The 25,018-nt window shown below is 31.6% G+C and carries 21 protein-coding genes; 20 read left to right on the forward strand and 1 reads right to left on the reverse strand.

Going from position 1 to position 25,018, the window contains the following annotated elements:
• Positions 1–30 precede the first annotated feature (30 nt).
• The 12 genes from QNH69_RS06155 to QNH69_RS06210 all read left to right on the forward strand — a co-directional run bounded on the left by QNH69_RS06155 (position 31) and on the right by QNH69_RS06210 (position 13,779).
• A complete protein-coding gene (locus QNH69_RS06155; protein ID WP_282929636.1) occupies positions 31–1,359 on the forward strand; it encodes a Mur ligase family protein in 1,329 nt (442 codons plus the stop codon).
• The gene (locus QNH69_RS06160) at positions 1,356–2,018 is read left to right on the forward strand and encodes an adenosylcobyric acid synthase (RefSeq protein ID WP_282929637.1); all 663 of its coding nucleotides are present in this window, start codon (positions 1,356–1,358) and stop codon (positions 2,016–2,018) included. The genes QNH69_RS06155 and QNH69_RS06160 overlap by 4 nt, the downstream gene beginning before the upstream one ends.
• Positions 2,019–2,135: 117 nt before the next feature.
• Positions 2,136–2,459 carry a YerC/YecD family TrpR-related protein gene (locus QNH69_RS06165; protein WP_044566176.1) on the forward strand — a complete coding sequence of 108 codons (324 nt, stop codon included), beginning with the start codon at positions 2,136–2,138 and terminating at the stop codon, positions 2,457–2,459.
• Between the two features lie 89 nt (positions 2,460–2,548).
• Positions 2,549–4,744, forward strand: coding sequence for a UvrD-helicase domain-containing protein (locus tag QNH69_RS06170; protein WP_282929638.1), 2,196 nt, complete (start codon positions 2,549–2,551; stop codon positions 4,742–4,744).
• 2 nt (positions 4,745–4,746) lie between these two features.
• Positions 4,747–6,747 carry an NAD-dependent DNA ligase LigA gene (gene ligA / locus QNH69_RS06175; protein ID WP_282929639.1) on the forward strand — a complete coding sequence of 667 codons (2,001 nt, stop codon included), beginning with the start codon at positions 4,747–4,749 and terminating at the stop codon, positions 6,745–6,747.
• A 1-nt stretch (position 6,748) separates the two neighbouring features.
• Positions 6,749–7,027, forward strand: a complete 279-nt coding sequence (gene gatC / locus QNH69_RS06180; RefSeq protein WP_282929640.1) for an Asp-tRNA(Asn)/Glu-tRNA(Gln) amidotransferase subunit GatC — start codon at positions 6,749–6,751, stop codon at positions 7,025–7,027.
• Between the two features lie 8 nt (positions 7,028–7,035).
• Positions 7,036–8,439, forward strand: coding sequence for an amidase family protein (locus tag QNH69_RS06185; RefSeq protein ID WP_282929641.1), 1,404 nt, complete (start codon positions 7,036–7,038; stop codon positions 8,437–8,439).
• Positions 8,439–9,857: an Asp-tRNA(Asn)/Glu-tRNA(Gln) amidotransferase subunit GatB gene (gene gatB / locus QNH69_RS06190; protein ID WP_282929642.1), complete on the forward strand. Its 1,419-nt coding sequence runs from the start codon at positions 8,439–8,441 to the stop codon at positions 9,855–9,857. The genes QNH69_RS06185 and gatB overlap by 1 nt, the downstream gene beginning before the upstream one ends.
• A gap of 27 nt (positions 9,858–9,884) precedes the next feature.
• Positions 9,885–11,147 (forward strand): amidohydrolase, encoded by a 1,263-nt coding sequence (locus QNH69_RS06195; RefSeq protein ID WP_282929643.1) that lies wholly within the window; start codon positions 9,885–9,887, stop codon positions 11,145–11,147.
• Positions 11,144–12,322 (forward strand): NAD(P)H-hydrate dehydratase, encoded by a 1,179-nt coding sequence (locus QNH69_RS06200; RefSeq protein ID WP_282929644.1) that lies wholly within the window; start codon positions 11,144–11,146, stop codon positions 12,320–12,322. The genes QNH69_RS06195 and QNH69_RS06200 overlap by 4 nt, the downstream gene beginning before the upstream one ends.
• Position 12,323: 1 nt before the next feature.
• Positions 12,324–13,436 carry an alanine racemase gene (alr, locus tag QNH69_RS06205; protein WP_282929645.1) on the forward strand — a complete coding sequence of 371 codons (1,113 nt, stop codon included), beginning with the start codon at positions 12,324–12,326 and terminating at the stop codon, positions 13,434–13,436.
• Positions 13,426–13,779, forward strand: a complete 354-nt coding sequence (locus tag QNH69_RS06210; protein ID WP_282929646.1) for a type II toxin-antitoxin system PemK/MazF family toxin — start codon at positions 13,426–13,428, stop codon at positions 13,777–13,779. Before alr ends, QNH69_RS06210 begins: the two co-directional genes overlap by 11 nt.
• 46 nt (positions 13,780–13,825) lie before the next feature.
• Here QNH69_RS06210 and murC read toward each other — a convergent pair whose 3' ends face one another.
• Positions 13,826–15,229: a UDP-N-acetylmuramate--L-alanine ligase gene (murC, locus tag QNH69_RS06215; protein ID WP_282929647.1), complete on the reverse strand. Its 1,404-nt coding sequence runs from the start codon at positions 15,227–15,229 to the stop codon at positions 13,826–13,828.
• A gap of 121 nt (positions 15,230–15,350) precedes the next feature.
• On the opposite strand from murC, the gene rpiB reads away from it, so the two are divergent.
• The 8 genes from rpiB to QNH69_RS06255 all read left to right on the forward strand — a co-directional run bounded on the left by rpiB (position 15,351) and on the right by QNH69_RS06255 (position 24,979).
• Entirely contained in the window at positions 15,351–15,794 is a 444-nt protein-coding gene (rpiB, locus tag QNH69_RS06220; protein WP_282929648.1) for a ribose 5-phosphate isomerase B, read from the forward strand.
• A 67-nt stretch (positions 15,795–15,861) separates the two neighbouring features.
• On the forward strand, positions 15,862–16,575 hold the full coding sequence (gene deoD / locus QNH69_RS06225) for a purine-nucleoside phosphorylase (RefSeq protein ID WP_282929649.1): 714 nt from the start codon (positions 15,862–15,864) through the stop codon (positions 16,573–16,575).
• A gap of 7 nt (positions 16,576–16,582) precedes the next feature.
• Entirely contained in the window at positions 16,583–17,974 is a 1,392-nt protein-coding gene (glmU, locus tag QNH69_RS06230; protein WP_282929650.1) for a bifunctional UDP-N-acetylglucosamine diphosphorylase/glucosamine-1-phosphate N-acetyltransferase GlmU, read from the forward strand.
• On the forward strand, positions 17,974–18,960 hold the full coding sequence (locus QNH69_RS06235; protein WP_282929651.1) for a ribose-phosphate pyrophosphokinase: 987 nt from the start codon (positions 17,974–17,976) through the stop codon (positions 18,958–18,960). The genes glmU and QNH69_RS06235 overlap by 1 nt, the downstream gene beginning before the upstream one ends.
• Positions 18,961–19,542 (forward strand): aminoacyl-tRNA hydrolase, encoded by a 582-nt coding sequence (gene pth / locus QNH69_RS06240; protein WP_282929652.1) that lies wholly within the window; start codon positions 18,961–18,963, stop codon positions 19,540–19,542.
• Positions 19,542–23,030, forward strand: coding sequence for a transcription-repair coupling factor (gene mfd, locus QNH69_RS06245; protein WP_282929653.1), 3,489 nt, complete (start codon positions 19,542–19,544; stop codon positions 23,028–23,030). Before pth ends, mfd begins: the two co-directional genes overlap by 1 nt.
• On the forward strand, positions 23,014–24,099 hold the full coding sequence (locus QNH69_RS06250; RefSeq protein WP_282929654.1) for a peptidylprolyl isomerase: 1,086 nt from the start codon (positions 23,014–23,016) through the stop codon (positions 24,097–24,099). Before mfd ends, QNH69_RS06250 begins: the two co-directional genes overlap by 17 nt.
• Complete coding sequence (locus QNH69_RS06255; RefSeq protein WP_282929655.1) at positions 24,062–24,979, forward strand: SurA N-terminal domain-containing protein; 918 nt, start codon at positions 24,062–24,064, stop codon at positions 24,977–24,979. Before QNH69_RS06250 ends, QNH69_RS06255 begins: the two co-directional genes overlap by 38 nt.
• The last annotated feature ends 39 nt before the right edge of the window (positions 24,980–25,018 follow it).

A 25,018-nucleotide genomic window follows, 5' to 3' on the forward strand; every position in this document is an offset into this window, starting at 1 on the left:
TTAACTTTTATTATAAGATATATTAAAACTATGAGTTTTAAAAATAAATTTTCAAAAGTAATAGCAAAAATAGTTAGGGCAGGCCTTAGGCTTACAAAACATAATGCCACTAGTCTGCCAGGATATGTAGCTTATAAATTAGATAAAGATATACTAGATGAGTTATCAAAAAATACCAAGTTTATTTTCGTAACAGGAACAAACGGAAAGACTATGACAACTCATTTTTTGGTAAGCATACTTAAACAAAGGTATGACAAGGTCTATACAAATGAATCAGGATCAAATATGATTCAAGGTATTATCACAACATTATTAGATAACCCTGCCAATGAAGAGACAATAGCAGTGTTAGAAGTTGACGAGGCTAATCTAGTTAAAATTGGCAAAAATATAAAGGCTGATTATGTTGTATTTACAAATATCTTTAGAGACCAAATGGATAGGTTTGGCGAAATATATAATATATACGCAAAGCTTATTGATGGAATGAAAGTTATGCCCGATGCAAAAATAATTGCAAATGGAGATTTGCCAATATTTAATTACAAAGAAATGAAAGACTTTAATAGGTCTTACTTTGCAATAAGAGATTATTCAAAGGCTAGTGATAACTATGAGTTAGATGCAGAACTTAATTCAGATGGGATTTTGTGTCCGAACTGTCACAGCGTACTTAAATACAGATTAAATAATTACGCTTCATTGGGTGATTATGCATGCCCAAATTGTGATTTCCGCACACCTGATATAACATACAGCATAGATGAGCTTATAAAGCTAGATGCTAATTATTCCGAATTCATATTAAATGTCAAAAAATATGAGGTAAATGTCGGTGGCTTATATAATGTTTATAATGCTCTTGCTGCGCTAAGTGTAGCAAAGGAGCTTGGACTAAGTGATCAAGAGATTTACCAAGGACTAAGAAATCAAAAAAATGTCTTTGGCAGACAAGAAAATGTAGTTATAGATGGTAAAAACCTAACTATAAACCTAGTAAAAAATCCTACTGGTCTTAATCAGATAATTGATCTAATGATGCTAGAAGAAAATGAAATATCTCTAATTTGCCTATTGAATGATAAATACGCTGACGGAACCGATATAAGTTGGATTTATGATTCATATTATGAAAAATTAAAAGACCTAGATATTAAAGATATATATGTCTCTGGAATCAGAAAAAAGGATATGAAAAGGCGACTAGAAATAGCAGAAATATTTGATGGTGAAATTTCAGAATTCGATTACGAAAAAGAAATTTTTGATGTGATTAAAAATTCTAAAACAGATAATATCTATATACTATCGACCTACACAGCAATGTTAAAATTAAGGGAGGTATTAGCTTTATGAAAAATATAAATATATGCCACCTTTACGGTAATTTACTAAATACTTATGGAGATGTTGGAAATGTTATGGCTATTAGCCACGAAGCCCACAAAAATGGTTATGAAGTAAACACCAAGATTGTAACTGTAGGCGATGATTTTGATCCTAATGATTATGATTTTGTATTTTTTGGCGGTGGTCAAGATTATGAACAATCAATAGTCCAAAAAGATCTGGGTGAAAAGGCTAGCAAACTAAAAGAATTTATTGAAAATGATGGAGTCTTGCTTGCTATTTGTGGTGGATACCAGCTATTAGGTAAGTATTATTATGATGCCTACAACAATAAGATAGATGGCTTATCAATATTTGCTCACTACACTAAGAATCAGGAAAATAGCAAAAGATTCACAGGACCTATAAAAATAAAAGACAGTTTAACTGGAGATATTTACGAAGGTTTTGAAAATCATGGGGGAGTTACATTTTTATCTGATGACCAAAGTCCTTTTGGTATTGTTGTTGAAGGTAATGGAAACAATGGTTCTGACAAGACAGAAGGCTTTAGATACAAAAATACTATTGGCACCTACCTACACGGACCATTACTCGCTAGGAATGAAGTTTTATGCGAGAATGTATTTAAATTGATCGAAAAAAATGCTAATTTATCCAAGTAATTACTTTAGTGCAAAATAAGTATAAATTTATTAGTTAAAAATTTTTAAAATTTTATACCAATTTAACAATAATGTAGTATACTAATATAGAAAAGAAAATACCTTTTAGGGGGAAGTATGACAGATTCAAAATTACGAAATGAACAAACCGATGAACTTTTTGAAGCAATCTTGATGTTAAAAGATGTTGATGAATGTTATAGTTTTTTTACAGATATATGTACAGCTAGAGAAATTCAATCAATAGCTCAAAGATTACACGTAGCTAAGCTATTAAAAATAAGAAAAACATATAATGTAATTGAAGAAGAAACGGGGGCTTCTACTGCAACTATCTCTAGAGTTAATAGATCATTAAACTATGGTCTAAGTGGTTATGACCTTGTTTTGGATAAGCTTATAGAAAAAGATTTAAAGAAACAAAGAGAAAATAATAAATAGAAAATAGTAAATTTCTAAGATACAATATAAGAGTTGGCTTATGCCACTCTTTTTTTGTAGTATAATTAATAGGTAGGAAGGATTTAATTATGGAATTTGAAGGATTAAATGATAAGCAGAAGCAAGCCGTATTACATAAAAATGGCCCCTTGCTGGTATTGGCAGGAGCAGGCAGTGGTAAAACTCGTGTATTGACTACGAGCATAGCAAATTTAATCGAGAATGAAAATATAGATCCAAGAAATATTTTAGCAATAACTTTCACAAATAAAGCTGCAAATGAAATGAAAGATAGGGTTTCAAATCTATTGAATATGGACGTAAGCCATTTATGGATAGGAACTTTCCATTCAATTTGTGCAAGAATTTTGAGGATGAATATTGAAAAAATAGGATATACATCAAATTTTACTATCTATGATACTAATGATCAGAAAACCCTAATTAAAGATATAATAAACGAATTAGGTTATAAAGACACAATTAGTCCTAGGAGTGCCCAAAATTTAATTTCTTCTCTGAAAAATAAATCTATTAGCCCAAAAGAATTTTTAATTATAGATGGCTACTATCAAAATAAGAATGAGTATTACGAAATATATAAGTTATATGAAAAAAGAAAGTTTGAATACAATGCTCTAGATTTTGACGATTTGATTGAAAAGGTACTGGATTTATTTGCTAAAGATAAAGAAACTTTAAAGTATTACCAATACAAGTTTTCTTATGTATACGTGGATGAATACCAAGATACAAATAAGTCCCAATATGAACTTATAAAGTACTTTGCTAGCTACCATAATAATGTTGTAGTCGTAGGAGATGCTGACCAATCAATATATTCTTTTAGGGGAGCTAATATTAATAATATCCTTAACTTTGAGAAAGACTTTGAGGATGCTAAGCTAATAAAGCTTGAACAAAATTATAGGTCGACTTCAAATATACTAAATACTGCTAATTCTTTGATTGTAAATAATATAAATCGTAAGGATAAAAATCTGTGGACAGATAATGACAATGGTGATGAAGTAATATATAAGAGCAATTCTGTTGAAAGCGAAGAAAGTAAATTTGTAGTTGATGAGATTAAAAGTCTACAAAATAATGGTTATGCCCTAGAGGATATTGCAATTTTATATAGGACCAATGCTCAATCTAGGTCATTTGAAGAAGCTTTGATGAAAAATCTGATTGACTATAAGGTAGTTGGTGGACTTAAATTCTATGATAGGAAAGAAATCAAAGATTTGATCTCTTATCTAAAAATTATTGTCAATCCAAAGGATGACTTAGCTTTAAAAAGAATAATTAATGAGCCCAAAAGAGGTATAGGGAATAAGAGTGTTGAACAAATGGAGAAGATCGCTACTGATAACGAATTATCCATCCTAGATCTTATAAGAAATCCCCTTTATGACTACCTACTATCAGATAGGCTAAAAAATTTAGCAAATAAGTTTTATAATCCACTAAGTGACATATTTGATAATGTGGATAAGTATAAAATAACGGATTTAATTAATGAAACACTAGAAAAATCTGGCTACTTAAAGGCTCTTGAATCTAGCTATTCTGTTGAGGACAGGTCAAGAATTGATAATATAAATGAGTTTATATCAGCGGCTAGCGAATACGAAGAAAATAATCCAGAAGATACAATTTACGATTATCTGGAAAATTTAAGCTTGATATCTGACTTGGAGAAAACTGAAGACAGTGACCAATCTGTTTACCTAATGACCATGCATGCGGCAAAGGGACTAGAATTCCCAGTTGTTTTTGTTGTTGGCTTGGATGAAGGATTATTTCCAGGTAAAAGATCAATCGATGAAGGTAATATAGAAGAAGAACGCAGGCTTTTTTATGTTGGTATCACCAGGGCCAGGGAAAAGTTATACTTAACTAGCAGTCAAGTTCGTAGGGCCTATGGGAAGCCAATATATTACAAGCCATCTCGTTTTATAGATGAAATCAGAGAAAATATAAATGAATTAGAAAATTCATCAATTGGACAATTCACCTCTAAATCTTTTGAAAGAGCATCAAATGAAGATTATATGAGGGAAAAGACAAGACAATCAGTACTTGATACAAAGTTAAAAGCACGTAAGAAGGATGATGAAAGCTATCAAATCGGAGATAAGGTAATGCATTCTAAGTGGGGCCAGGGCATGATTGTCCAGATAAAAGAAAATGAAGACGGTAATGAGTTGGTTGTTGCTTTTGATAAAAAAGGACTAAAAAAACTTAACCAGGATTATGCTCCAATAACAAAGGTGTGATTATGGGAAAAATAGAAGAAATTAATGAATTAATAGAAAAAATAGAAGAATTAAACTACCATTATTACACCCTCGATGCGCCTTTGGTTTCAGATGGTGAATATGACAAACTATACGATAGGTTAAAAGAACTTGAAGAAGAAACTGGATTTTCTCCAGAAAATTCGCCTACCAAAAAAGTTGGTGGCCAAGTATTAGAAAAGTTTGAGAAGCACTTTCATATTTCAAGGCTATATTCCCAGGATAAGGCCCAGTCATTTGAAGATCTTGAAAACTGGATAGGAAGAGTAAATAGGCTACGCGATTCCTACAATGAAAGCCACGAAGATAAGCTTGATGATATAGAATACATCTTAGAATATAAATTTGATGGCCTGACTATTAATCTAACTTATGAAGATGGCGAATTGATAAATGCTGCTACTAGGGGTAATGGTAGTGTAGGAGAAGAGATATCATCCCAAGTCCATACTATAAAATCAGTGCCTAGAACTATTAAAGAGCAGTCACTTTTAGAAATTCAAGGTGAAGCTTTGATGCCCTTATCTGAGCTAGAAAGATATAATAAAGAAAATGAATTTCAGCTAAAAAACGCTAGAAATGCCGCGGCTGGAGCTCTAAGGAATCTAGATACAAATGAAACTAGAAAAAGAAATTTAATAGCCTATATATATAATATTTCTACCACTAATTTAGATTTTAAAAGTGAAGAAGAAATGTTAGACTTTTTAAAAAATCAAGGTTTTCAAGTTCACCCTTACCACAAAAAAGTTAAAACCTATGATGAAATAATCAAAGAGTTAGATAAAATAGAAGAAGAACGCAAAACTTTGGACATCTTAACAGATGGGGTTGTAATCAAGATTAATGATAAAAAAACTCAACAAGCTCTAGGTTATACAAACAAATTTCCAAGATGGTCATTAGCTTATAAGTTTGAAGCTGAAGAATACACAACAACGCTTTTAGATGTGGTGTGGAATGTAGGAAGAACTGGAAAAGTTACACCATCTGCGATTCTTGAACCGGTTGATTTTTCGGGAGTCACAGTATCTCGTGCAACCTTAAATAATTATGATGACATATTAAGAAAAAAAGTTAAACTAGGATCAAGAGTATTTATAAGAAGGTCAAATGACGTTATTCCTGAAATATTGGGAGTTGTTGATGAAAATCAAGAGGGAACAAAAGTAATAGAAAAGCCAAGTCATTGTCCATATTGTGGCAGTGAATTAATAGAAGGCAATGTTCATATTATTTGCCCAAACTCTTTATCTTGTACTCCACAACTATTAGCAAGGATTGAGCATTTTGCATCTAGAAATGCTATGGATATTGAGGGACTTTCTGAAAAGACTATCGGCCAATTAATGGATGAGCTTGGAATAAAAGAAGTTTATGATCTCTACGATCTAACTTATGATGATCTTATTGATTTAGATCGTTTTGGTCCTAAAAAAACAAACAATCTCTTAGATGCAATTGAAGCTAGTAAAGATGTGGATTTAAATAGATTTATATATGCAATTGGTATACCAAATGTAGGGGAGAGAACAGCTAGAGATTTAGCAAGTCAATTTAAAAACTTTGATAGTCTAAGAAAAGCAGAAGCTAGTGAACTAACACAAATCCCAGACATTGGAGATATAACTGCAGAAAACATTATGGAATTTTTTGCGGATGCAAATATCAATGAAGCAATTGACTTGCTCCTATCAAAGGGAATAAATATAAATGAAGATATAAATGAGGCTTCAACAAGTATATTAGAAGGCTTAACCTATGTAATAACTGGAACCATTGACAACTATAAAAGAGATGAGATTAAAGACTTAATTGAGAAAAATGGGGGCAAAGTCACAGGCTCTGTTTCAAAAAACACTGATGCTTTAATCTGTGGAGAAAACGCAGGTTCCAAGCTTGATAAAGCAAAAAGTTTAGATATTAAAGTAATTGATGGCAATGAACTAAAGAAATTTTTAAACGAACTAGAAGGGAAGTAGTATGGATACAAAGGAAGTTGAAAAGATTTATAATCTTTCCAATCTGAGCCTAGAAGGTAAGGATTTGGAGCTTATGACTGAAAAATTCAATCAGGTATTAGATTTTATTGAGGGAATTTTTGATGTAGATACTGAAGGTGTTCCTATGACAGAAAGTATTTATAACCATAAAGCAGTATTTAGAGAGGATGAAGTTTTTGAAGAAACTTCAAGAGAAGATGCTCTCAAAAATGCTGGTGACAAAGAATTTGGATATTTTAGATTGGATTGGAAGTTATAGTGGATATGATGAATATAGAAAATTTAGTAAATAAGTTTAAATCTGGTGAAATTTCAGTAAGCCAATATACAAAAGAAACTTTAGATAAAATTAAAGATAATAAATATAATGCATATATTTCTTATGATGAAGAAGATAGCATAAAAAGAGCTGAGTATTTAGAAGAAAAACTAAAAAACGGTGAAGAACTTGGTAAGCTATTTGGTTTACCAATCACTATTAAAGATAATATTTCCTATAAAAATATGAAAATGACCTGTGGATCTAAAATGCTAGAAGATTTCACACCAATATATAATGCCACAGTCATAGATAATCTTTTGGATGAAGATGCTATCATAATAGCAAAAACTAATATGGATGAATTTGCTATGGGTGCAAGCTCAAAAACATCGTATTTTGGTCATGTACAAAACAATCTAGATACTGAAAGAATATCAGGCGGATCTTCATCAGGATCAGCTGTATCCGTATCAAGTGATGATGTTTTGGTATCAGTTGGAACAGATACAGGTGGATCAGTAAGAGGACCTGCATCATATACAAATATTATCGGATACAAACCAACCTACTCGTTAATGAGTAGATATGGGGTGGTATCCATGTCAAATACTTTAGATCAAGTTTCTCTATTTGCAAAAAACATAGATGATTTAAGGACTCTAGCTAGTGTATCTTCATCTGCTGATAAAAATGATATGACTTCTATACTAGAACCATATGATTACCAAAAAGAAAGCTATGATTTTAAAGGCAAAAAAATTGGATATATCTCTACAGAAAGCAATCTTTACCATGGGATTGATGATGCAGTAAAAGAAGACTACCACAATGCCCTAGATAGACTCAAAGAACTTGGAGCGGAATTAATTGAAATAGAATTAAAATATGCTAAGTTCGCAAATCCTGTTTATAATATTGTAATGAGTTGTGAAGTTTCATCTAATATGAGCAGATTTGACGGGGTTAGATTTGGTCATCAAACTAAGGACTATAAGGATGTAAATGAACTTTTTGTAAAATCAAGATCTGAAGGCTTAGGAGAAGAAGTCCAAAGAAGAATTGCCCTAGGTACTATGTATCTATCTGCCAACGATGGTCAAAAAGTCTATAAAAAAGGTCTACAACTTAGAACATTGATAAAAGAAGAACTTGAAGAGTATTTCAAAGAAGTAGATTTGATAGTCACTCCAACAACAACTAATCTACCACCAAAAATCTGCGAAAATAATGACGATCCACTCAGTGATTTTAGAGCTGATGGTTTTAATGTAATAGTAAACTTAGCTGGAATGTGCGGAATATCAGTACCAGTAAGAGATGGACTTTCTGGATCTATCCAATTTATAGGCGATAGATTTGATGATAATAATATAATCAATGCTGCACAAAGATTTTTAGAGGAGGAATAATGACTACAAAAACAATAATAGGACTAGAAATCCACGTAGAATTAGCTACAAATACAAAAATGTTTTGCTCCTGTAAAAATGAATTTGGAGCAGTACCAAATACTCATGTATGCCCAGTATGCCTAGGTCATCCAGGGGCTCTTCCAGTTGTCAATAAAAAAGCAGTTGAACTTGCTATAACAGCTGGTCTTGCTTTTAATTGTGATATAGCCAAAGATCAAAAAATGGATAGAAAAAAATATTTCTATCCAGACTTAACAAAGGGATATCAAATAACACAATTTGACAAGCCATTTGCTACAAATGGTTATATAGAGCTTAAAAATGGTAAAAAAATCGGTCTTATAGAAATCCATATGGAAGAAGATACCGGTAAGTCTAATCACGATGAGGAAAATAGAGCTCTTATGGATTATAACAGAGCTGGTGTGCCATTGATTGAAATAGTAACAAAACCAGACATAAATTCACCAGATGAAGCTCGTGAATTCGTAGAGACCCTAGCCTCAACTTTGAAATTTTTAGAAATATCCGACTGTATCATGGCTCAAGGTTCTATGCGTGTAGACGTTAATATCAATATGGTTGATGAAGAAACTGGCAAAAAGACAGCTATTTCTGAAATCAAGAATATGAACTCTATTAAGGCTATAGAAAACGCACTAGCTTTTGAAGAAGAACGTCATAGAGAGCTTCTAGCAAATGGGGAAAGTGGAATAAAGGAAACTAGACGTTGGGATGATGAAAAGCTTCAAACCATCCATATGCGTGATAAGCTTCTTGGAAATGATTATAGATTCTCTGTAGATGGGGACATACCTGAAATAAAACTTGAAGACATTTTCATAGACAATCTTAAAAATAATCTACCAGAGCTTCCTAGCAAAAAAGAAAAAAAATACACAGAGGAATATTCCCTAAGTGAATATGATGCTAATCTTTTAGCAAATGATAGAAACCTTGCTAATTTATTTGAAGAAACTAATGAAATTGTAAAAGATCCAAAGGTTGTTGCAAACTGGATACTTACAGAATTATCAAGAAGACTCAATGAAAGTGAGATTTCAGCTGATCAAATGAATCTATCTATTGAAAACTTTGCCAAACTAATAAACCTTGCTAAGGATAATAAAGTTAATAATAACGTAGCAAAGAAACTTTTAAGAGAAATCTTTGAATCAAATGAAGATCCAGAAAAATTAGCTGAGGATAGAAATTTACTACAAATATCTGATAGCAATTTCCTAGAAGAAGTGGTAGATGAAGTCTTAGCAGAAAATCCAGAATCTATCGAGGATATCAAAAATGGTAAAGATAGAGCTTTTGGTTTCTTAGTAGGTCAAGCTATGAAGAAGACTAAGGGTAAGGGAAATCCTGTTGAAATAAATGCATTACTTAAGGAAAAAATAGGAGAATAGGAGTGGATTACACTCCTTTTTTGGAATATGAAAACACTTATCAAAAATACATCAATCCTAGATATGCTTAGTCCTGATATTATCAATGGAGATATTTATATTGAAGATGATAAAATACTAGAAGTAGGGTATCTTGAGAACTTTAAGGCTGATAAAGTTATTGATGGTACAAACTTTCTAACTATGCCAGGCTTTGTCAACTGCCATACCCATGTTGCCATGAGTTATTTTAGAAATTATGGCAATGATACTACTTTGATGACTTGGCTAAATGATTATATATTTCCCGTTGAAGAGAAGTTAAACGATGAGATTGTTTACAATGCATCTATTTTATCTTTTGCTGAAATGATTAAATCTGGTACAACAAGTTTTGCTGATATGTACTTTTTTGAAGAGGCAACTATCAAAGCCTTGGAAATAGGCAAATTGAGGGCACAAATCTCAAGGGGCCTATCTTCACCAGATTCAGGTGATTATAGAATTAATGAAAATATCAACTTGTTTAAAAATTATGATGGGAAAGATGATAGAATAGATATTGCCCTAGGACCTCATGCTGTATATACAATCGATAAGGATTATTTGAAAAAAATAGCAAGTATTGCGAGAGAATATAAAATGCCTATTCACATCCACTTATCAGAAACTAAATTTGAAAATGACCAGTGCATGAAAAAATATGGTCAAAGTCCAACAGAAGTATTCGATGAATGTGGAATTTTCGATAATAGAACTATAGCAGCACATGGTGTATATCTAAGCGATGATGATCTAAAAATCTTAAGTGAAAAAAATGTTTCTATAGTTCATAATCCTACAAGCAATCTAAAATTATCTTCAGGTATACTAGATGTTAATAGATTGATGGATGCTGGAATAAATGTGTGTTTAGGCACAGATTCAGCAGCAAGTAACAACAAGCAATCAATGCTTAGAGAAATAGAAATGGCTGCTCTTTTAGCAAAATACCATTCTCCAGATGCTTTGAAAGCATTCGATATATTAAAGATGGCTACTGTTAATGGTGGAAAAGCCTTGGGACTTTTTGACCAAATAGCTAGTATAGAAAAAGGTAAGAAGGCTGATTTAATTTTGATTAATCTAGATAATATTAATCACTTACCAAATAATGATATACTTAGCTCCGTTTGCTACTCAACTTATGAAGATGATATCAAGTACGTATTTATTGATGGAGACTTAGTCTTAGATAATGGTAACTTTGTATATCTTGATGAGGAACATATTAAATCAAAAGCAAAGAGTTTATCTAAGGAATTAATATGATTGGAGTGGATTTAGTTGATATCGACAAATTTTCGTCGAAAAGCAATATCCGAAAGATTTTTACTGAAAATGAAATTTCTCATGCAGAAAGTAAAGTAAATACAAGTGAATCTTTGGCTGGAATTTTTGCGGCAAAAGAAGCTGTTATTAAGGCATTTGGCTTCAATCTATACTATATTTTAAGAAAGAAAATTGAGATAGTATATGAAAAATCAAAGCCTATTGCCTATATCAACGGACAAAAATCCATGGCAGATGTTTCCATAAGCCATGATGGTTCATATGCCATTGGCGTTTGTTCTACTAACATGCACAATATTCATATAATAGATCAAGAAGTTAAAAATATTTTACCAAAAAGAAAATCTGATAGTCACAAAGGTACATATGGTAGAATTGGATTATTAGGTGGAAGTCCTGGTATGGCAGGATCTATCTACATGGCTAGCCTTGCCACTTTAAGATCGGGTGCAGGTTTAACTTATATTCTTGCCCCAGAATCTATAGCAGACATTCTTGCAATAAAATCCAATGAACAGATAATAAAACAAATAGGCTGCTATAGTTTTTGCTACGACGATACTGTAAAAAAACAGATCTTATCAGCTAGTGAAAATTTGGATGTTCTAGCCATTGGCCCTGGTATGGGTCAAGCTCAGGATTTACATAGATTAATTGATGAAATTATCAATAATATCAATAAGAAATTTGTTATTGATGCTGATGGTATCAATGCCATTAGCAAAGATTTAAATATATTAAACGCAAACAGGGAAATGATACTAACACCACATCTGGGAGAATTTGCCAGACTAAGTAAACTTTCGGTTGATGAAATAAAAAAAGATAAAATAAATCTAGCTAAAAATTTTGCAAAAACTTATAACGTAGTTTTGGTACTAAAAAGTAACCAAACAATTATAACAGATGGTGATAAACTATACATAAATAAAATTGGAAATTCTGGTATGGCAACAGCTGGAAGTGGAGATGTCTTGACAGGAATAATATCTTCACTTTTTAAAAGACTAGATGCCTATGAGGCAGCAGTTTTGGGAGTCTATATCCATTCTTTAGCTGGAGATTTAGCAGCTGACGATCTTGGAGAAGAATCTATTATTGCAAGCGATATTATAAATTATTTACCTGATGCATTTAAATTATTAAGGAATTAGTATGGAATCATATCTTAATGTAAATTTAGATTACATTGATAGAAATATAGAAAATATAAGAGCATTAAAACCCAACAAACTATTTTGTGCAGTACTCAAAGCGAATGCATATGGTCTAGGACTTGTTCCTATAGCTCAATCAATTGAAGACAAGGTTGACTATTTTGCAGTGGCAAGATTGGAAGAGGCAATTTGCCTTAGAAAGAGTGGTATAAAAAAACCGATCATGCTTTTAGGTTATATAGCCTACAATGAGGTTGATGAATGCATAAAATATGATGTAGACATCCCAATATATGACATTTCATATGCTAAAAAGATTAATGATAATATCAACAACAAAGTGAATGTACATATAGCTATTGATAGTGGTCACGGGCGATTGGGTTTTAGAGAAAATCAGATTGACGATATTTTAGCTTTGAAAAATCTAAACAACTTAAATATTATAGGCATTTTTAGCCATTATTCGACAGCTGATGAAATAGATCTTACATTTACTAAATTACAAAATGAAAGATTTGAAAGAATCTTAACAAATACCAGTAAATATTTTGATTTTAAGTACATACATATAGAAAATAGTGCTGGAGCTCTAAAGATTAAAAGCCAAAGTAATATGATGAGAGTAGGGTTGGCTTTATATGGCTTATATCCATCTATCGAAATGCAAAATAATGTTAAACTATATCAGTCATTTGAATTCAAAACACATATTTCATTTGTAAAGAATATAGAAAAAGGAATGCCAATTTCATATGGTCGTACATATATAACAGAAAAAAATATGCAAATTGCTACAATTCCTATTGGATATGCTGATGGTTTTTTGAGAGCTTTTTCCAATGTAGGGGAAGTTCTAATAAAGGGAAAGCTTTGCAGAGTTCTAGGTAGAGTATGTATGGACCAAATAATGGTTGATGTTACAGCTCTTGACGTAAATATTGATGATGAGGTTATAGTATATTCTGATATTTATGAAGAAGCTAATAAAATTAATACCATAAGCTATGAATTAATGACAGACATAGGTATGAGAATTCCACGTGTCTACATAAAAAACGGTAAAGTAATAGATGTGATTAATTATTTAGGAGAAATCTATGAAAATTAAAAGAGGAGATTTATTCTATGCAGATTTATCTCCCGTGGTTGGCAGCGAGCAGGGGGGAGTAAGACCTGTAATTGTCGTACAAAATGATGTCGGCAATAAATATTCGCCAACTATTATAGTGGCTCCAATAACTAGTCAACTAAATAAGGCAAAACTTCCCACTCATGTGAAGATTAAGGGCAATGAATTTGGCCTGCCCAAAAATAGTGTAGCTCTTCTTGAGCAATTAAGAACAATAGATAAGAGAAGGTTACGCGAAAAAATAGGAACATTTGATAACAATGTCATGGTAAAGATAAATGAAGCTATGGCTATATCATTAGATCTAATAAGTGATTATTAAAAAAAGGTGCCGTTGCAAATATATAAATGCAACAACACCTTTGTTTTTATGCGCCAATTTTTACTTGATCATCTACAATCATATGAGCAAGGACATCTGGATTACCACAACCTGTAGTAATAACTAAGTCCTTATCAGAAACTATATCGTATATATAATCTCTTGCTTTTTCAAAAGTTCCAATATATTTAGCGTTAATTCCTTTTTTTACTAAGGCATCAACTACATCTTTAGAATGGATTGTTGGGTCAAACTTTTCTCTAGCTGCATAGATATCTGTAATTATAACTTCATCACAAGCGTCAAAACAATTTAAAAAGTCGTTAAACAATGTTTTAGTTCTACTGTAAGTATGTGGTTGCCACACACAAACTAACTTACCGTCAGTATGTTCTCTTAATGCTTCTAAGGTTACTTCTATTTCTGATGGGTGGTGACCATAATCAGTCATAATAGTTGCATCATTAACGTGTCCTATTATTTCCATTCTTCTTTTTAGGCCAGAATATTCTTTGATATTTTCTTTTATAGTTTCTAGATCTATGCCGTTTTCATATGTTGAAATAATAGCAGCCATAGCATTATTTATATTATGTCTACCGATAACTCCAAGTTCAAAATGTTCAACCATGCCATTTTTCATCTTTAAATCAAAATTTGGTCTACCAATCTCATCAAACTTAATGTTATGGGCTACGTAATCTGCATCATAATTTTCTTGAGCATAGGTTATTAGCTCACCTTTAACTGAATCAATTATCAATCTATTGTTAGGCTCATTCAAATTTAGAATTGTCTTAGAATTTTCGTCTTGATTTTGCAAATAACATTTAAAAGTATCAACTATATCCTCTAAATTTTTATAATAGTCTAGATGATCTTCGTCGATATTTAAGACAATAACAGTTTGTGGGTAATAATATCTAATATTGCCCTTGTATTCACAAGCTTCTGTTACTAGATATTTTTGCTCACCAACGTGAACATTACCCTTCATTTCTTCAAGTTCTCCACCGAGAAGAATAGTAGCATCTTCTTTGGAATTTAGTAGGATTTTTGAAATCATACTGGTAGCTGTGGATTTTCCATGAGACCCTGAAACAGCTATTGAATTTTCATAGTTTCTCATTAGAGCGCCTAGAAAAACTCCTCTACTAACCACCGGAATATCTAATTTTCTAGCTGCAATAATTTCTTCATTATCATCTAAAATTGCATCAGTATAAACGACCAAATCAGGATTTTTTATGTTATCCTTACTTTGACCAATAAAAATATCTGCTCCTTCATCTTTTAGATGTTTAGTAATTTCTGTAAGTGACCTGTCTGAACCAGACACTTCATATCCTTTATTTAACAACAAAGAAGCGATACCGCTCATCGAAATACCGCCTATTCCAATAAAATGAACCTTTTTAAAATCATGTTCATTTAAATTAAATTCAAACATTATATCTCCTAATTAGTTTATCTTTTGGGTTTATATCATATATCATATGCTTTTTTAATTTACTTGTAAAGTACTTTGACCTGTGTTAACATAAAATTAGAAAATTATGACGGAGGATTATATGAAGTATGTAATTGGAAATGATCATGGTGGTCTAGATCTAGTTGATGTAGTAAAAGAAACATTAGAGTCGCTTGGACATGAAGTTATTCACGTGGGAACTACTGAGAATGAAAGTGTTGATTATCCAGATTTTGCAAATCTTGCCTGTCAAAAAGTTCTAGAAAAAGAAGCTGATTTTGCCATATTAATCTGCGGAACAGGTATAGGAATGAGTATATCAGCTAACAAAATATCCGGTATAAGAGCAGCAGCAGTATCTGAATGCTATTCAGCAAGGATGAGTAGGGCCCACAACAATGCAAATTGTTTATGCATTGGAGCTAGAGTTATTGGCAGTGAAACAGCAAAAATGATAGTAGAGGAATTTGCTAAAACAGATTTTGAAGGTGGACGCCACCAAAAAAGGGTTGACAAAATAATTAATTTAGAATCTAATAAATAAGTTAGATTTAAAAAATCATCCAAAAATGATATCATATAATTAATGAAGTTTATAAAAGGAGAGTTAAATGAATATACCTACACCACATATCTCGGCTAAAAGTCCAGATGAAATTGCTAGTACAGTATTAATGCCAGGAGATCCACTCAGGGCAAAATATATTGCAGAAAATTTCTTAGAAGATGTCACTCAATTTAATAATACCCGTGGAATGCTTGGTTTTACTGGATATTATGAAGGAAAGAGAGTTTCTGTAATGGGTTCTGGAATGGGAATCCCATCATCAATGATTTATTACAATGAATTGTTTGGTGGATATGATGTTGACACAATTATAAGGATTGGTACAGCTGGTTCCATGCAAGAAAATATAAAGCTACACGATATAGTAATAGCTACAAGTGCTTGTTCAGAAAGCTCAATAAATGATAATCTATTTGCAAATATAAACTTTTCACCAACCCCAGATTTTGACTTAATGCTAGAAGCTTATAATAAGTCAGTAGATTTAAATTACACAACCCACTGTGGACAGGTTCATAGTTCAGACCAATTCTATAATGAACTACCTGAAGGTGTATTTGAAAATCTAAAAAAATACGGGGTTTTATGCGTTGAAATGGAATCATATGGCCTATATATGACCGCAAGAAAATATGGCAAGAAGGCACTAGGTATATTTACTATTAGTGATTCATTAGTAGAAAATGTTGCAGATAGTGCAGAAAATAGAGAAAAATCATACACAGATATGATGAAGTTAGCATTAGAAATCGCTTAGGAAATTTATGATAAAAACAATAATATTAGCAGCAGGTGAAGGGACTAGGATGAAGTCACACAAATCCAAAGTTTTACACAAATTACTCAATAGAGAAATGATTAGATATGTTGTGGATTCTTCAAAATTAGACGAATCTCAAACTATTATCATTGCTGGCAAAAATAAAAATGCTTTAGAAGAAATTTTTACGGATGAAATAATTGTTGAACAAAAAATAGGGGAAGCTTACCCTTATGGAACTGGCTATGCTGCCTCCCTTGCAATAAATGAAATCGAAGATGATGATACAGTTTTAGTATTAAACGGGGACATACCTCTAATTACAAAAGCTTCCATAAAGGAATTTGTGGACAATCACATAGAAGCAAATTCTTGCGCTTCTGTATTATCTACTAGAGTAATTAATCCTATTGGCTATGGAAGAATCATCAGAGATGAAAAAGGGGAATTTATAGGCATAGTTGAGCATAAAGATCTTGACCTATCTCAAAATTCAATTGATGAAATAAATACAGGAATATATGCTTTTAATGGTAAATGCTTCAAAAACTCTGTGACATGTCTAGAATCAAATAATGAACAAAATGAACTATATCTTACAGATTGTATAGATATATTATATAACCAAGGCGAAAAGGTTATGGCCTTTACAGCCCATGATCCTAGCGAATTTTATGGAATTAATAATAAAAAAGAGCTTGCTGAAGCAAGTAAAATACTACAAAAACGAGTAAATGATAATCATATGATAAATGGAGTTATAATTGAAAATCCAGATATGGTTATCATAGATCCATTAGTAAAAATTGGACAAGATACAGTGATTTCTGGTCCAGTAAAACTATTGGGACAAACAGTCATTGGAGAAAACTGTATAATAGAAGGATCAACAAGGATTGAAGACTCAAAAATAAGTAATGATGTAAAAATTGACAATTCTGTTATAGAATCTTCAAGTGTTGCCGAAGGAACTGATATAGGTCCTTACTCTCATTTAAGACCAAAAGCTAATCTGGGCAAGAATGTTCACATTGGTAACTTTGTTGAGGTCAAAAACTCAAATGTTGGAGATAATACAAAAGCTGGACACTTAGCTTATATTGGAGATAGCGACCTTGGTAGTGGCATCAACATAGGATGCGGAGTTATTTTTGTAAATTATGATGGTAAGTTCAAACATAGATCTATAGTGGAAGATGATGCCTTCATAGGTTCAAATTCAAATATAGTAGCTCCAGTTAATATCAAAAAAGATGCTTATATTGCAGCGGGATCAACAATTACAAAAGATGTTAGCGAGGGTATGTTATCTATAGAGCGAGCTGAACAAAAAAATATTGCTGGTTATACTTATAAAAAACGACAACGAGATATGGAAAAATCAAAGGAGAAATAATGTCATCTAAAAATTCACAATCATTCATCCAAAGAGGGGAACTAAAATTACTAAGTGGAAATGCCAATCCAAAGCTTTCTCAATCCATTGCAGATGCGTTGGGTGTTAAACTAGGAGAATCCGAGATTGAAAAGTTTAGTGATGGTGAAATAAAAATTAAAATCAATGAATCTATTAGGGGAAAAGATGTGTATATTGTTCAACCTACATCTTATCCAACTAATGATAATCTTATGGAACTACTAATTATGGTAGATGCTTGTAGAAGAGCTTCAGCAGGTTATATCAATGCTATAATTCCATATTATGGTTATGCTAGGCAAGATAGAAAGACTAGAGGTCGTGAACCAATAACTGCAAAACTTGTTGCTAATCTACTGACAATAGCTGGAGTTGATAGAATTATTACAATGGACTTGCATGCTGGACAAATTCAAGGTTATTTTGATATACCAGTAGACCACTTTTCAGCTATAAGACTTCTATCAAGCTATTTTACAGATATGGCGTATGATAAACCAGATGACTTTGTTGTAGTAAGCCCTGACTTGGGTGGTGTAAGAAGAGCTCGTGAATTTTCAGATTATCTAAAACTTCCAATAGCTATTATTGAAAAAAGACGTCCGATGCCAAATGTATCAGAAGTAATGAGTGTAATAGGCGATTTCAAAGGCAAACACGCCATACTTGTTGATGATATGGTTGATACTGCTGGTACTATCACCAATGCTGCTAACTATTTGATCGAAAATGGAGCAAAAGACGTTTATATAGCAGCAACCCATGGAGTATTTTCAGGAAAAGCAATAGAAAGACTTTCTGATTCTTCTGTAAAAGAGGTTATTATAACAAATACAATTGAACTTCCAAAGGAAAAACAACTTGATAAGATAAAACAATTGGAAGTTGGACCATTACTTGCTGAGGCAATTCATAGAATCAACACCTATGAATCAATAAGTGGTCTTTTTGATGATGGAGAATAGATGTATTTTATAGTAGGACTTGGCAATCCAGGTAGGCAATACGAAAATACCAGGCATAATATTGGATTTTTGATTATTGATTACCTTGCCAATAAACACAATATTGACGTTAAAAAATCAAAATTTAAATCACTATATGGCCAGGGAGAAATTTCTGGCCAAAAAGTCATGCTCATAAAACCACAAACTTACATGAACAATTCTGGTGAAGCTTTAAGGGAGCTTAGGAACTTTTATAAATTTGAGGAAGATGAGCTTATAGTAATTGTAGATGATATAGATATTGATTTCGGAAAAATAAGAATAAAGAAAAAAGGTTCTGCAGGAACTCATAATGGTATGAAGTCAATCATTTATCAATTACAATATGATACCTTTCCAAGGATAAAAGTTGCAGTAGGCAAAAAACCAGAGTATATGGATCTTGCTAACTTTGTATTAAGTGGTTTTAGCGAAAAAGAAGTTGAGATAATAAGAGAAGAAATAAAACTTGCAACTGAAGCTATTGAAACATTGCTTGAAAGTGGCATTGACAAAGCAATGAACAAGTTTAATTCAATAAATTTGTTGGAAGAGTTGTAATGAATCCATTAATTAATAGATTAGTTAATCTTGAACAAATAAAAACTGTAAATGAAAATATAGGAAATAGCTCTCCAATATATATGCATGGACTTACAGAAGGGATAAAAGCACATTTGGTTTTATCTCTTTTTGCAAGTTTAGATAAGAATATTGTTTTAATAGCCGAGAATGAAAAAAGAGCTAAAGAATATTTAGCCGATATCAATAGCTTGGAAGATATTGGATTATATTATCCAGCCTATGATATTAATTTTTATAATATAAAATCAATTGATGATCAAATCACCTCTGATCGTATGCAAATTTTGATAAAACAAGCAAAAAAACAAAAATTCATTACAGTTACTACTCTTGATGCCATAAAAAATAAATTGACGCCTTTACACAAATTTAATGAGAGTTTTGTTAATATAACAAGCGAGGATGTGATTGATGATGCAAAGCTTATTAAGACTTTATCAGATTTAAACTATACAGTTACATCTTTAGTTGAAAATAAGGGCGAATTTTCTAGACGTGGATCCATAATAGATTTTTGGCCAGTAGATTATGACCACCCAATACGTCTAGAATTGTTTGATGATGAGATTGATTCAATTAGAATTTTTGATGAAAAAAATCAAAGAACCATTGAAAATATTGATGAAGTTACAATTTCTCCCTTAAATGAGCTTATATATGATGTTAATGATTTTGATGCCGCAATAGTTGAAATCAAAAAAGAGATTCATAATATTAGCCAAGATGATAGCAATGACCAGAAGTTAGTTGATAAATACAATCAAATAATAGATTACCTTACAAATAGTCGCTACGTATCAAATTGGGACTTGATAAATCCTTACAGAAAAAGCAATTATGAAGTTTTTACAGATTACTTAGCAGAAGATACAGTTTTTGTATTTGATGATATTTCTAGAATAGCTCAAGCAGAGGAAAACAATGAAACTAGTTTTATAGAAAATATTACCTATCAAAGGGATAGGGGTGAGGTATTTAATAGTTTTAAAGATTTACTGCTAACTAGTAATGACATATACAAAAAAATTGAAAGATTTTCTATTGTAAATCTCACATCTTTATTAAAAAGATCAAAGCTTTTTAGCCCAAGGCTTTTAGTGGATTTAAAGACAATGGAAGCAGAAAATTTTAATAAAAATATCGATGCTTTTGTTGAATTTACACAAAATTTAGAAAGTAAGGCTAAAGTTTATGTTCTTACGTCAAATGAAGATAATAAAGAAAAGCTATACGATGTTTTCAAGTACAATAATAAATCCAATGCTTCATATAAAGATACAAGTCAAGTAAGTATATCTGATATATATGCCAAAGAAGGATATTATATACCAAATGCTGAGCTATATGTATTTACTCAAAAAGAGCTACAGGGTCATGGTAAGAACAAAGCTCACAAGAAGATTAAAAACAAATTATCTTCATCAGATATCATAAACTATTCTGATTTAGATATTGGTGATTATGTTGTACATGAGAATAATGGTATTGGAATCTATAGTGGCCTGGAAAAAATTGAAGTTAACAATATTCAAAAGGACTTTATTGTCATAAATTATAAGGGCAATGACAAGGTATATGTCCCAATTGATCAAATGAATCTAGTTTCCAAATACATTGGTAACAAGGGAGAAAGGCCAAAACTATCAACACTAGGCTCACCTACTTGGACTAAGGCTAAGCAAAGAGCCAAAAAAGTAGTAGATGAAATAGCTGATGACTTGGTAAAACTCTATGCACAAAGATCAAAGATTCGTGGTCATGCCTTTGGATCAGACACACCATGGCAAAATGAGTTTGAAGAATCTTTTCCTTACGAAGAAACCTATAGTCAAATACGAAGTATTCGTGAGATAAAAGACGATATGGAAACTGATAAACCAATGGATAGGCTATTGACAGGTGATGTTGGTTATGGAAAAACAGAAGTTGCCTTAAGAGCTGCCTTTAAGGCTATTGTAGACGGGTATCAAGTAGCTTTTCTTGTTCCAACCACAATACTTGCAAGTCAACATTATGAGACGGCAAGGGATAGATTCAAAGATTTTCCTATGGATATAAGGCTACTGTCTAGGTTTAATAGCAAGAAAGAACAAGATCAGACAGTTAAGGACCTAAAGAATGGCAAAGTTGACTTTGTAATAGGTACTCATAGGATTTTATCAAAAGATGTATCATTCAAAAAATTGGGTTTATTAATAATTGATGAGGAGCAAAGATTTGGTGTTAAAGATAAGGAAAAGTTAAAAGGACTTAAAACTAACTTAGATGTCTTAACCCTATCAGCAACACCAATACCAAGAACCTTACAAATGTCTCTGGCGGGTATTAGAGACTTATCAACACTTGATGAGCCGCCTGAGGAAAGACTTCCTGTTAATACCTATGTCATTGAATACGATGAAAATATTATTAAATCTGCCATAGAAAAAGAACTAAACAGAAATGGTCAAGTATATTTTGTATATAACAGAGTTCATAATATAACTTTATTGTACAATCACCTAGCTGAACTAGTACCAAATGCAAGGATAGAGATAATCCATGGCAAATTAAGCCCTAAACAGATAGAAAATATAATGAATGATTTTGTGATTGGGGATATTGATATTTTGCTTTCTACAACCATAATAGAAACTGGGATGGATATTTCAAATGTGAATACCCTTATAGTATATGATTCCGATATGATGGGGCTCTCCCAACTTTACCAGCTAAAGGGTAGGATAGGTAGAGGTAATAGGTCTTCCTATGCTTATTTTACATATAGGAGGGGAAAAGTTTTATCTGAAATTAGCGAAAAGAGGCTAAAATCCATTAGAGACTTTTCTGATTTTGGTAGTGGTTACAAAATTGCTATGAAAGACTTGGAACTAAGAGGAGCTGGAAATCTCCTAGGTGAAAGCCAAAGCGGCCATGTTGAAGCAGTTGGTTATGATTTATATGTTAAGTTCTTACAAGAAGCTGTAGAAAAAGCATCGGGCAAAGAAGTAGATATTAAAAAGAAATCTGATGTATATATAGATATTAAAGTCGATGCTTATATTCCAAACTCATATATAAGTGATGAAGCTCAAAAAATTGAAATGTATACAAGGATTGCAAGCATTAGTGATAGCGATGACTATAATATTTTGGTCGAAGATTTGATAGATATTTATGGCGATATTCCAATAATGGTGGATAATATAATGTATGTATCTCTTATTAAATCCTTAGCTGAAAAAATAGGCTTTAAGGAAATAAGAGAATTGAAAGGTTTTGTTAATTTATATTTTGAAAATAGAGAAGATTTTTCTTTGGAAGAACTAAAGGAAATAAGCACATCATTTAAGGGTGAAATGCAAATGGATCTATCGGATAGACCATCTTTTAAGATTCCAATTTCAAAAACAAAATTAATTGATACCTATAATCTTTTACAAGTAATTGATAATACAAGGAGTAATGATGAAAAAAACAAGTAAATTAGTAGCACTTTTATTAACAAGTTCAATGTTTTTAGCAGCTTGTAATAACAATCAAGATGCAAATAAAAAAGAAGACACAAAAGTAGAATCAACAGAAAAAGCGGCAAAAGAGTCTAATTCCCAATTAGATGATAAAACCGTTGCTATGGTAAATGGTGAAAAGTTGACCAAGGATGACTATAAAAAAGAAATTTCTTTCTATGGGGCAACTCTTGCAAGCCAACAACAACTTAAAAATTCAGTTATCCAAATGATGATTCAGGATAAACTTATTGCTGATGATTCAGCAAAAAATGATTTAAAAGTAGATGATAAAGAAGTTTCAGACGCATTTTTACAACAAGTTGATAGACTTGGTGGCAAAGAAACATTCGACAAGATGTTAGATGACTACAACATGGATGTAGAAATGTTTAAGGAAACCATCAAAAAAGATTTAATGTATAAAAAACACAAAGAATGGTTTGACAAAAATCATGAAGTAACTGAAGATGAAATCAACAAATACTATGAAGAAAACAAAGACCAATTTAAGAAAGTTGATGCATCTCACATATTAGTAGAAGATGAAGAAACAGCTAAAGAAGTAAAACAAAAATTGGACGATGGAGAAGACTTTGCAAAATTAGCTGGCGAATACTCTAAAGATACTGCCAACAAAGACAAGGGTGGAGAATTAGGAGAATTTGCAAAAGGACAAATGGTTGCAGAATTTGAAGAAAAAGCTTTTGCAATGAAGAAAGATGAAATAAGTGATCCAGTTCAAACTCAATTTGGTTGGCACATTATTAAGGTTAATGATGTAAAAGAATCTGCAGAAGATTCAAAAGAACAAATCAAGACTTTATTAGCTAATGAAAAATACAAAAATTACCTTCAAGAATTAAGAGATGGTGCAGATGTAGTTACTGAAGATTCTAACAGCACAGAAGAAGAAAATGCTGACAGTGAAGAAAAAGAATCAACAACAGAAGTTGAAACTAAAGAAGATGCTGATTCTAAAGAAGAAGCAGAAACTGAAGAATCTGATGAAGCAGACAAAGATAAAGAAGACAAAAACAACTAAGCTATTATTAGCTTTACTTGTTATAATAAGCTTAAGCTCTTGTAATAATAAAAAGGAATACAAAAATTCTATAGCCTTAGTTGGAGATGTTCCTATTAGCCAGGAATTATTTACTAAAGAGCTTGAGTATTATCAAAAGTTTTATACCAAAAAATACGGCGAAGATTATTTGGATATCGAAGTTGCTAAAGGTAAGACTAATAATGATGTCCTACAAGAAGAGTTGACTGATTCCTTGGTAAAAGATCAACTTATGCTAAATGACCTAAAGGCAAATAATATTAAAGTAGATGATTCAAAGGCAGCAGAATTAAGAAATGATCTAGAAGATCAGCTAGGTGGAAAAGATTCATTAAAAGCTAATATTACTGCCATAGACTTAAGTGAAAATGACTTTAGTGATGTTTTATATAGAGACTCTATAAGAAAACAACACTATGATTATTTCATAAATCATAATAAAATAAAAGACAGCGAAATCTTAAGCTACTACAAAAAAAACGATAAATACCATAGGATGTATAAGTATGATGTCTTAGTTTTTGATAACGAGAATGAGGCAAAAAGATTTAGGGAGAAGATTAAATCTTCTGATGGCTTTTACCAATATGTCAAAAGTCCTATTAAGAATTATGATGTCATAAGATCGGATTTTGTGTATATAGATGATCCCAAAATAGAAAAAGCAAATGTTAGCAAAAAAGATGAGCTAAGTGATGTATTTGAATTTGATGATAAGTTTATGATTTTGATGATTAATTCTTATAATGAAAACGAGAATGAATTATTAATCAAGCTTAAGGAAATATATTTGAAAGAAAGTTACGAAAAATATCTAAATAATTTGACGAAAAAGACTAAAATTAGGCTTTTTATCTAATATAAGTCTTGAAAAAAGACAAATTGTTTTGTATAATCA

This window comes from Anaerococcus sp. Marseille-Q7828 (genome assembly GCF_949769285.1).
In the GTDB taxonomy this organism is placed as follows: Bacteria; Bacillota; Clostridia; order Tissierellales; family Peptoniphilaceae; genus Anaerococcus.

Coding starts and splice junctions, on each gene's coding strand:
- QNH69_RS06155 (WP_282929636.1), top strand. CDS start 31: ATGAGTTTTAAAAATAAATTTTCAAAAGTAATAGCAAAAATAGTTAGG.
- QNH69_RS06210 (WP_282929646.1), top strand. CDS start 13,426: ATGAAAATTAAAAGAGGAGATTTATTCTATGCAGATTTATCTCCCGTG.
- murC (WP_282929647.1), bottom strand. CDS start 15,229: ATGTTTGAATTTAATTTAAATGAACATGATTTTAAAAAGGTTCATTTT.
- QNH69_RS06160 (WP_282929637.1), top strand. CDS start 1,356: ATGAAAAATATAAATATATGCCACCTTTACGGTAATTTACTAAATACT.
- mfd (WP_282929653.1), top strand. CDS start 19,542: ATGAATCCATTAATTAATAGATTAGTTAATCTTGAACAAATAAAAACT.
- QNH69_RS06195 (WP_282929643.1), top strand. CDS start 9,885: ATGAAAACACTTATCAAAAATACATCAATCCTAGATATGCTTAGTCCT.
- deoD (WP_282929649.1), top strand. CDS start 15,862: ATGAATATACCTACACCACATATCTCGGCTAAAAGTCCAGATGAAATT.
- alr (WP_282929645.1), top strand. CDS start 12,324: ATGGAATCATATCTTAATGTAAATTTAGATTACATTGATAGAAATATA.
- pth (WP_282929652.1), top strand. CDS start 18,961: ATGTATTTTATAGTAGGACTTGGCAATCCAGGTAGGCAATACGAAAAT.
- QNH69_RS06250 (WP_282929654.1), top strand. CDS start 23,014: ATGAAAAAAACAAGTAAATTAGTAGCACTTTTATTAACAAGTTCAATG.
- QNH69_RS06165 (WP_044566176.1), top strand. CDS start 2,136: ATGACAGATTCAAAATTACGAAATGAACAAACCGATGAACTTTTTGAA.
- gatC (WP_282929640.1), top strand. CDS start 6,749: ATGGATACAAAGGAAGTTGAAAAGATTTATAATCTTTCCAATCTGAGC.
- rpiB (WP_282929648.1), top strand. CDS start 15,351: ATGAAGTATGTAATTGGAAATGATCATGGTGGTCTAGATCTAGTTGAT.
- ligA (WP_282929639.1), top strand. CDS start 4,747: ATGGGAAAAATAGAAGAAATTAATGAATTAATAGAAAAAATAGAAGAA.
- QNH69_RS06185 (WP_282929641.1), top strand. CDS start 7,036: ATGAATATAGAAAATTTAGTAAATAAGTTTAAATCTGGTGAAATTTCA.
- QNH69_RS06255 (WP_282929655.1), top strand. CDS start 24,062: ATGAAGCAGACAAAGATAAAGAAGACAAAAACAACTAAGCTATTATTA.
- QNH69_RS06235 (WP_282929651.1), top strand. CDS start 17,974: ATGTCATCTAAAAATTCACAATCATTCATCCAAAGAGGGGAACTAAAA.
- gatB (WP_282929642.1), top strand. CDS start 8,439: ATGACTACAAAAACAATAATAGGACTAGAAATCCACGTAGAATTAGCT.
- QNH69_RS06170 (WP_282929638.1), top strand. CDS start 2,549: ATGGAATTTGAAGGATTAAATGATAAGCAGAAGCAAGCCGTATTACAT.
- glmU (WP_282929650.1), top strand. CDS start 16,583: ATGATAAAAACAATAATATTAGCAGCAGGTGAAGGGACTAGGATGAAG.
- QNH69_RS06200 (WP_282929644.1), top strand. CDS start 11,144: ATGATTGGAGTGGATTTAGTTGATATCGACAAATTTTCGTCGAAAAGC.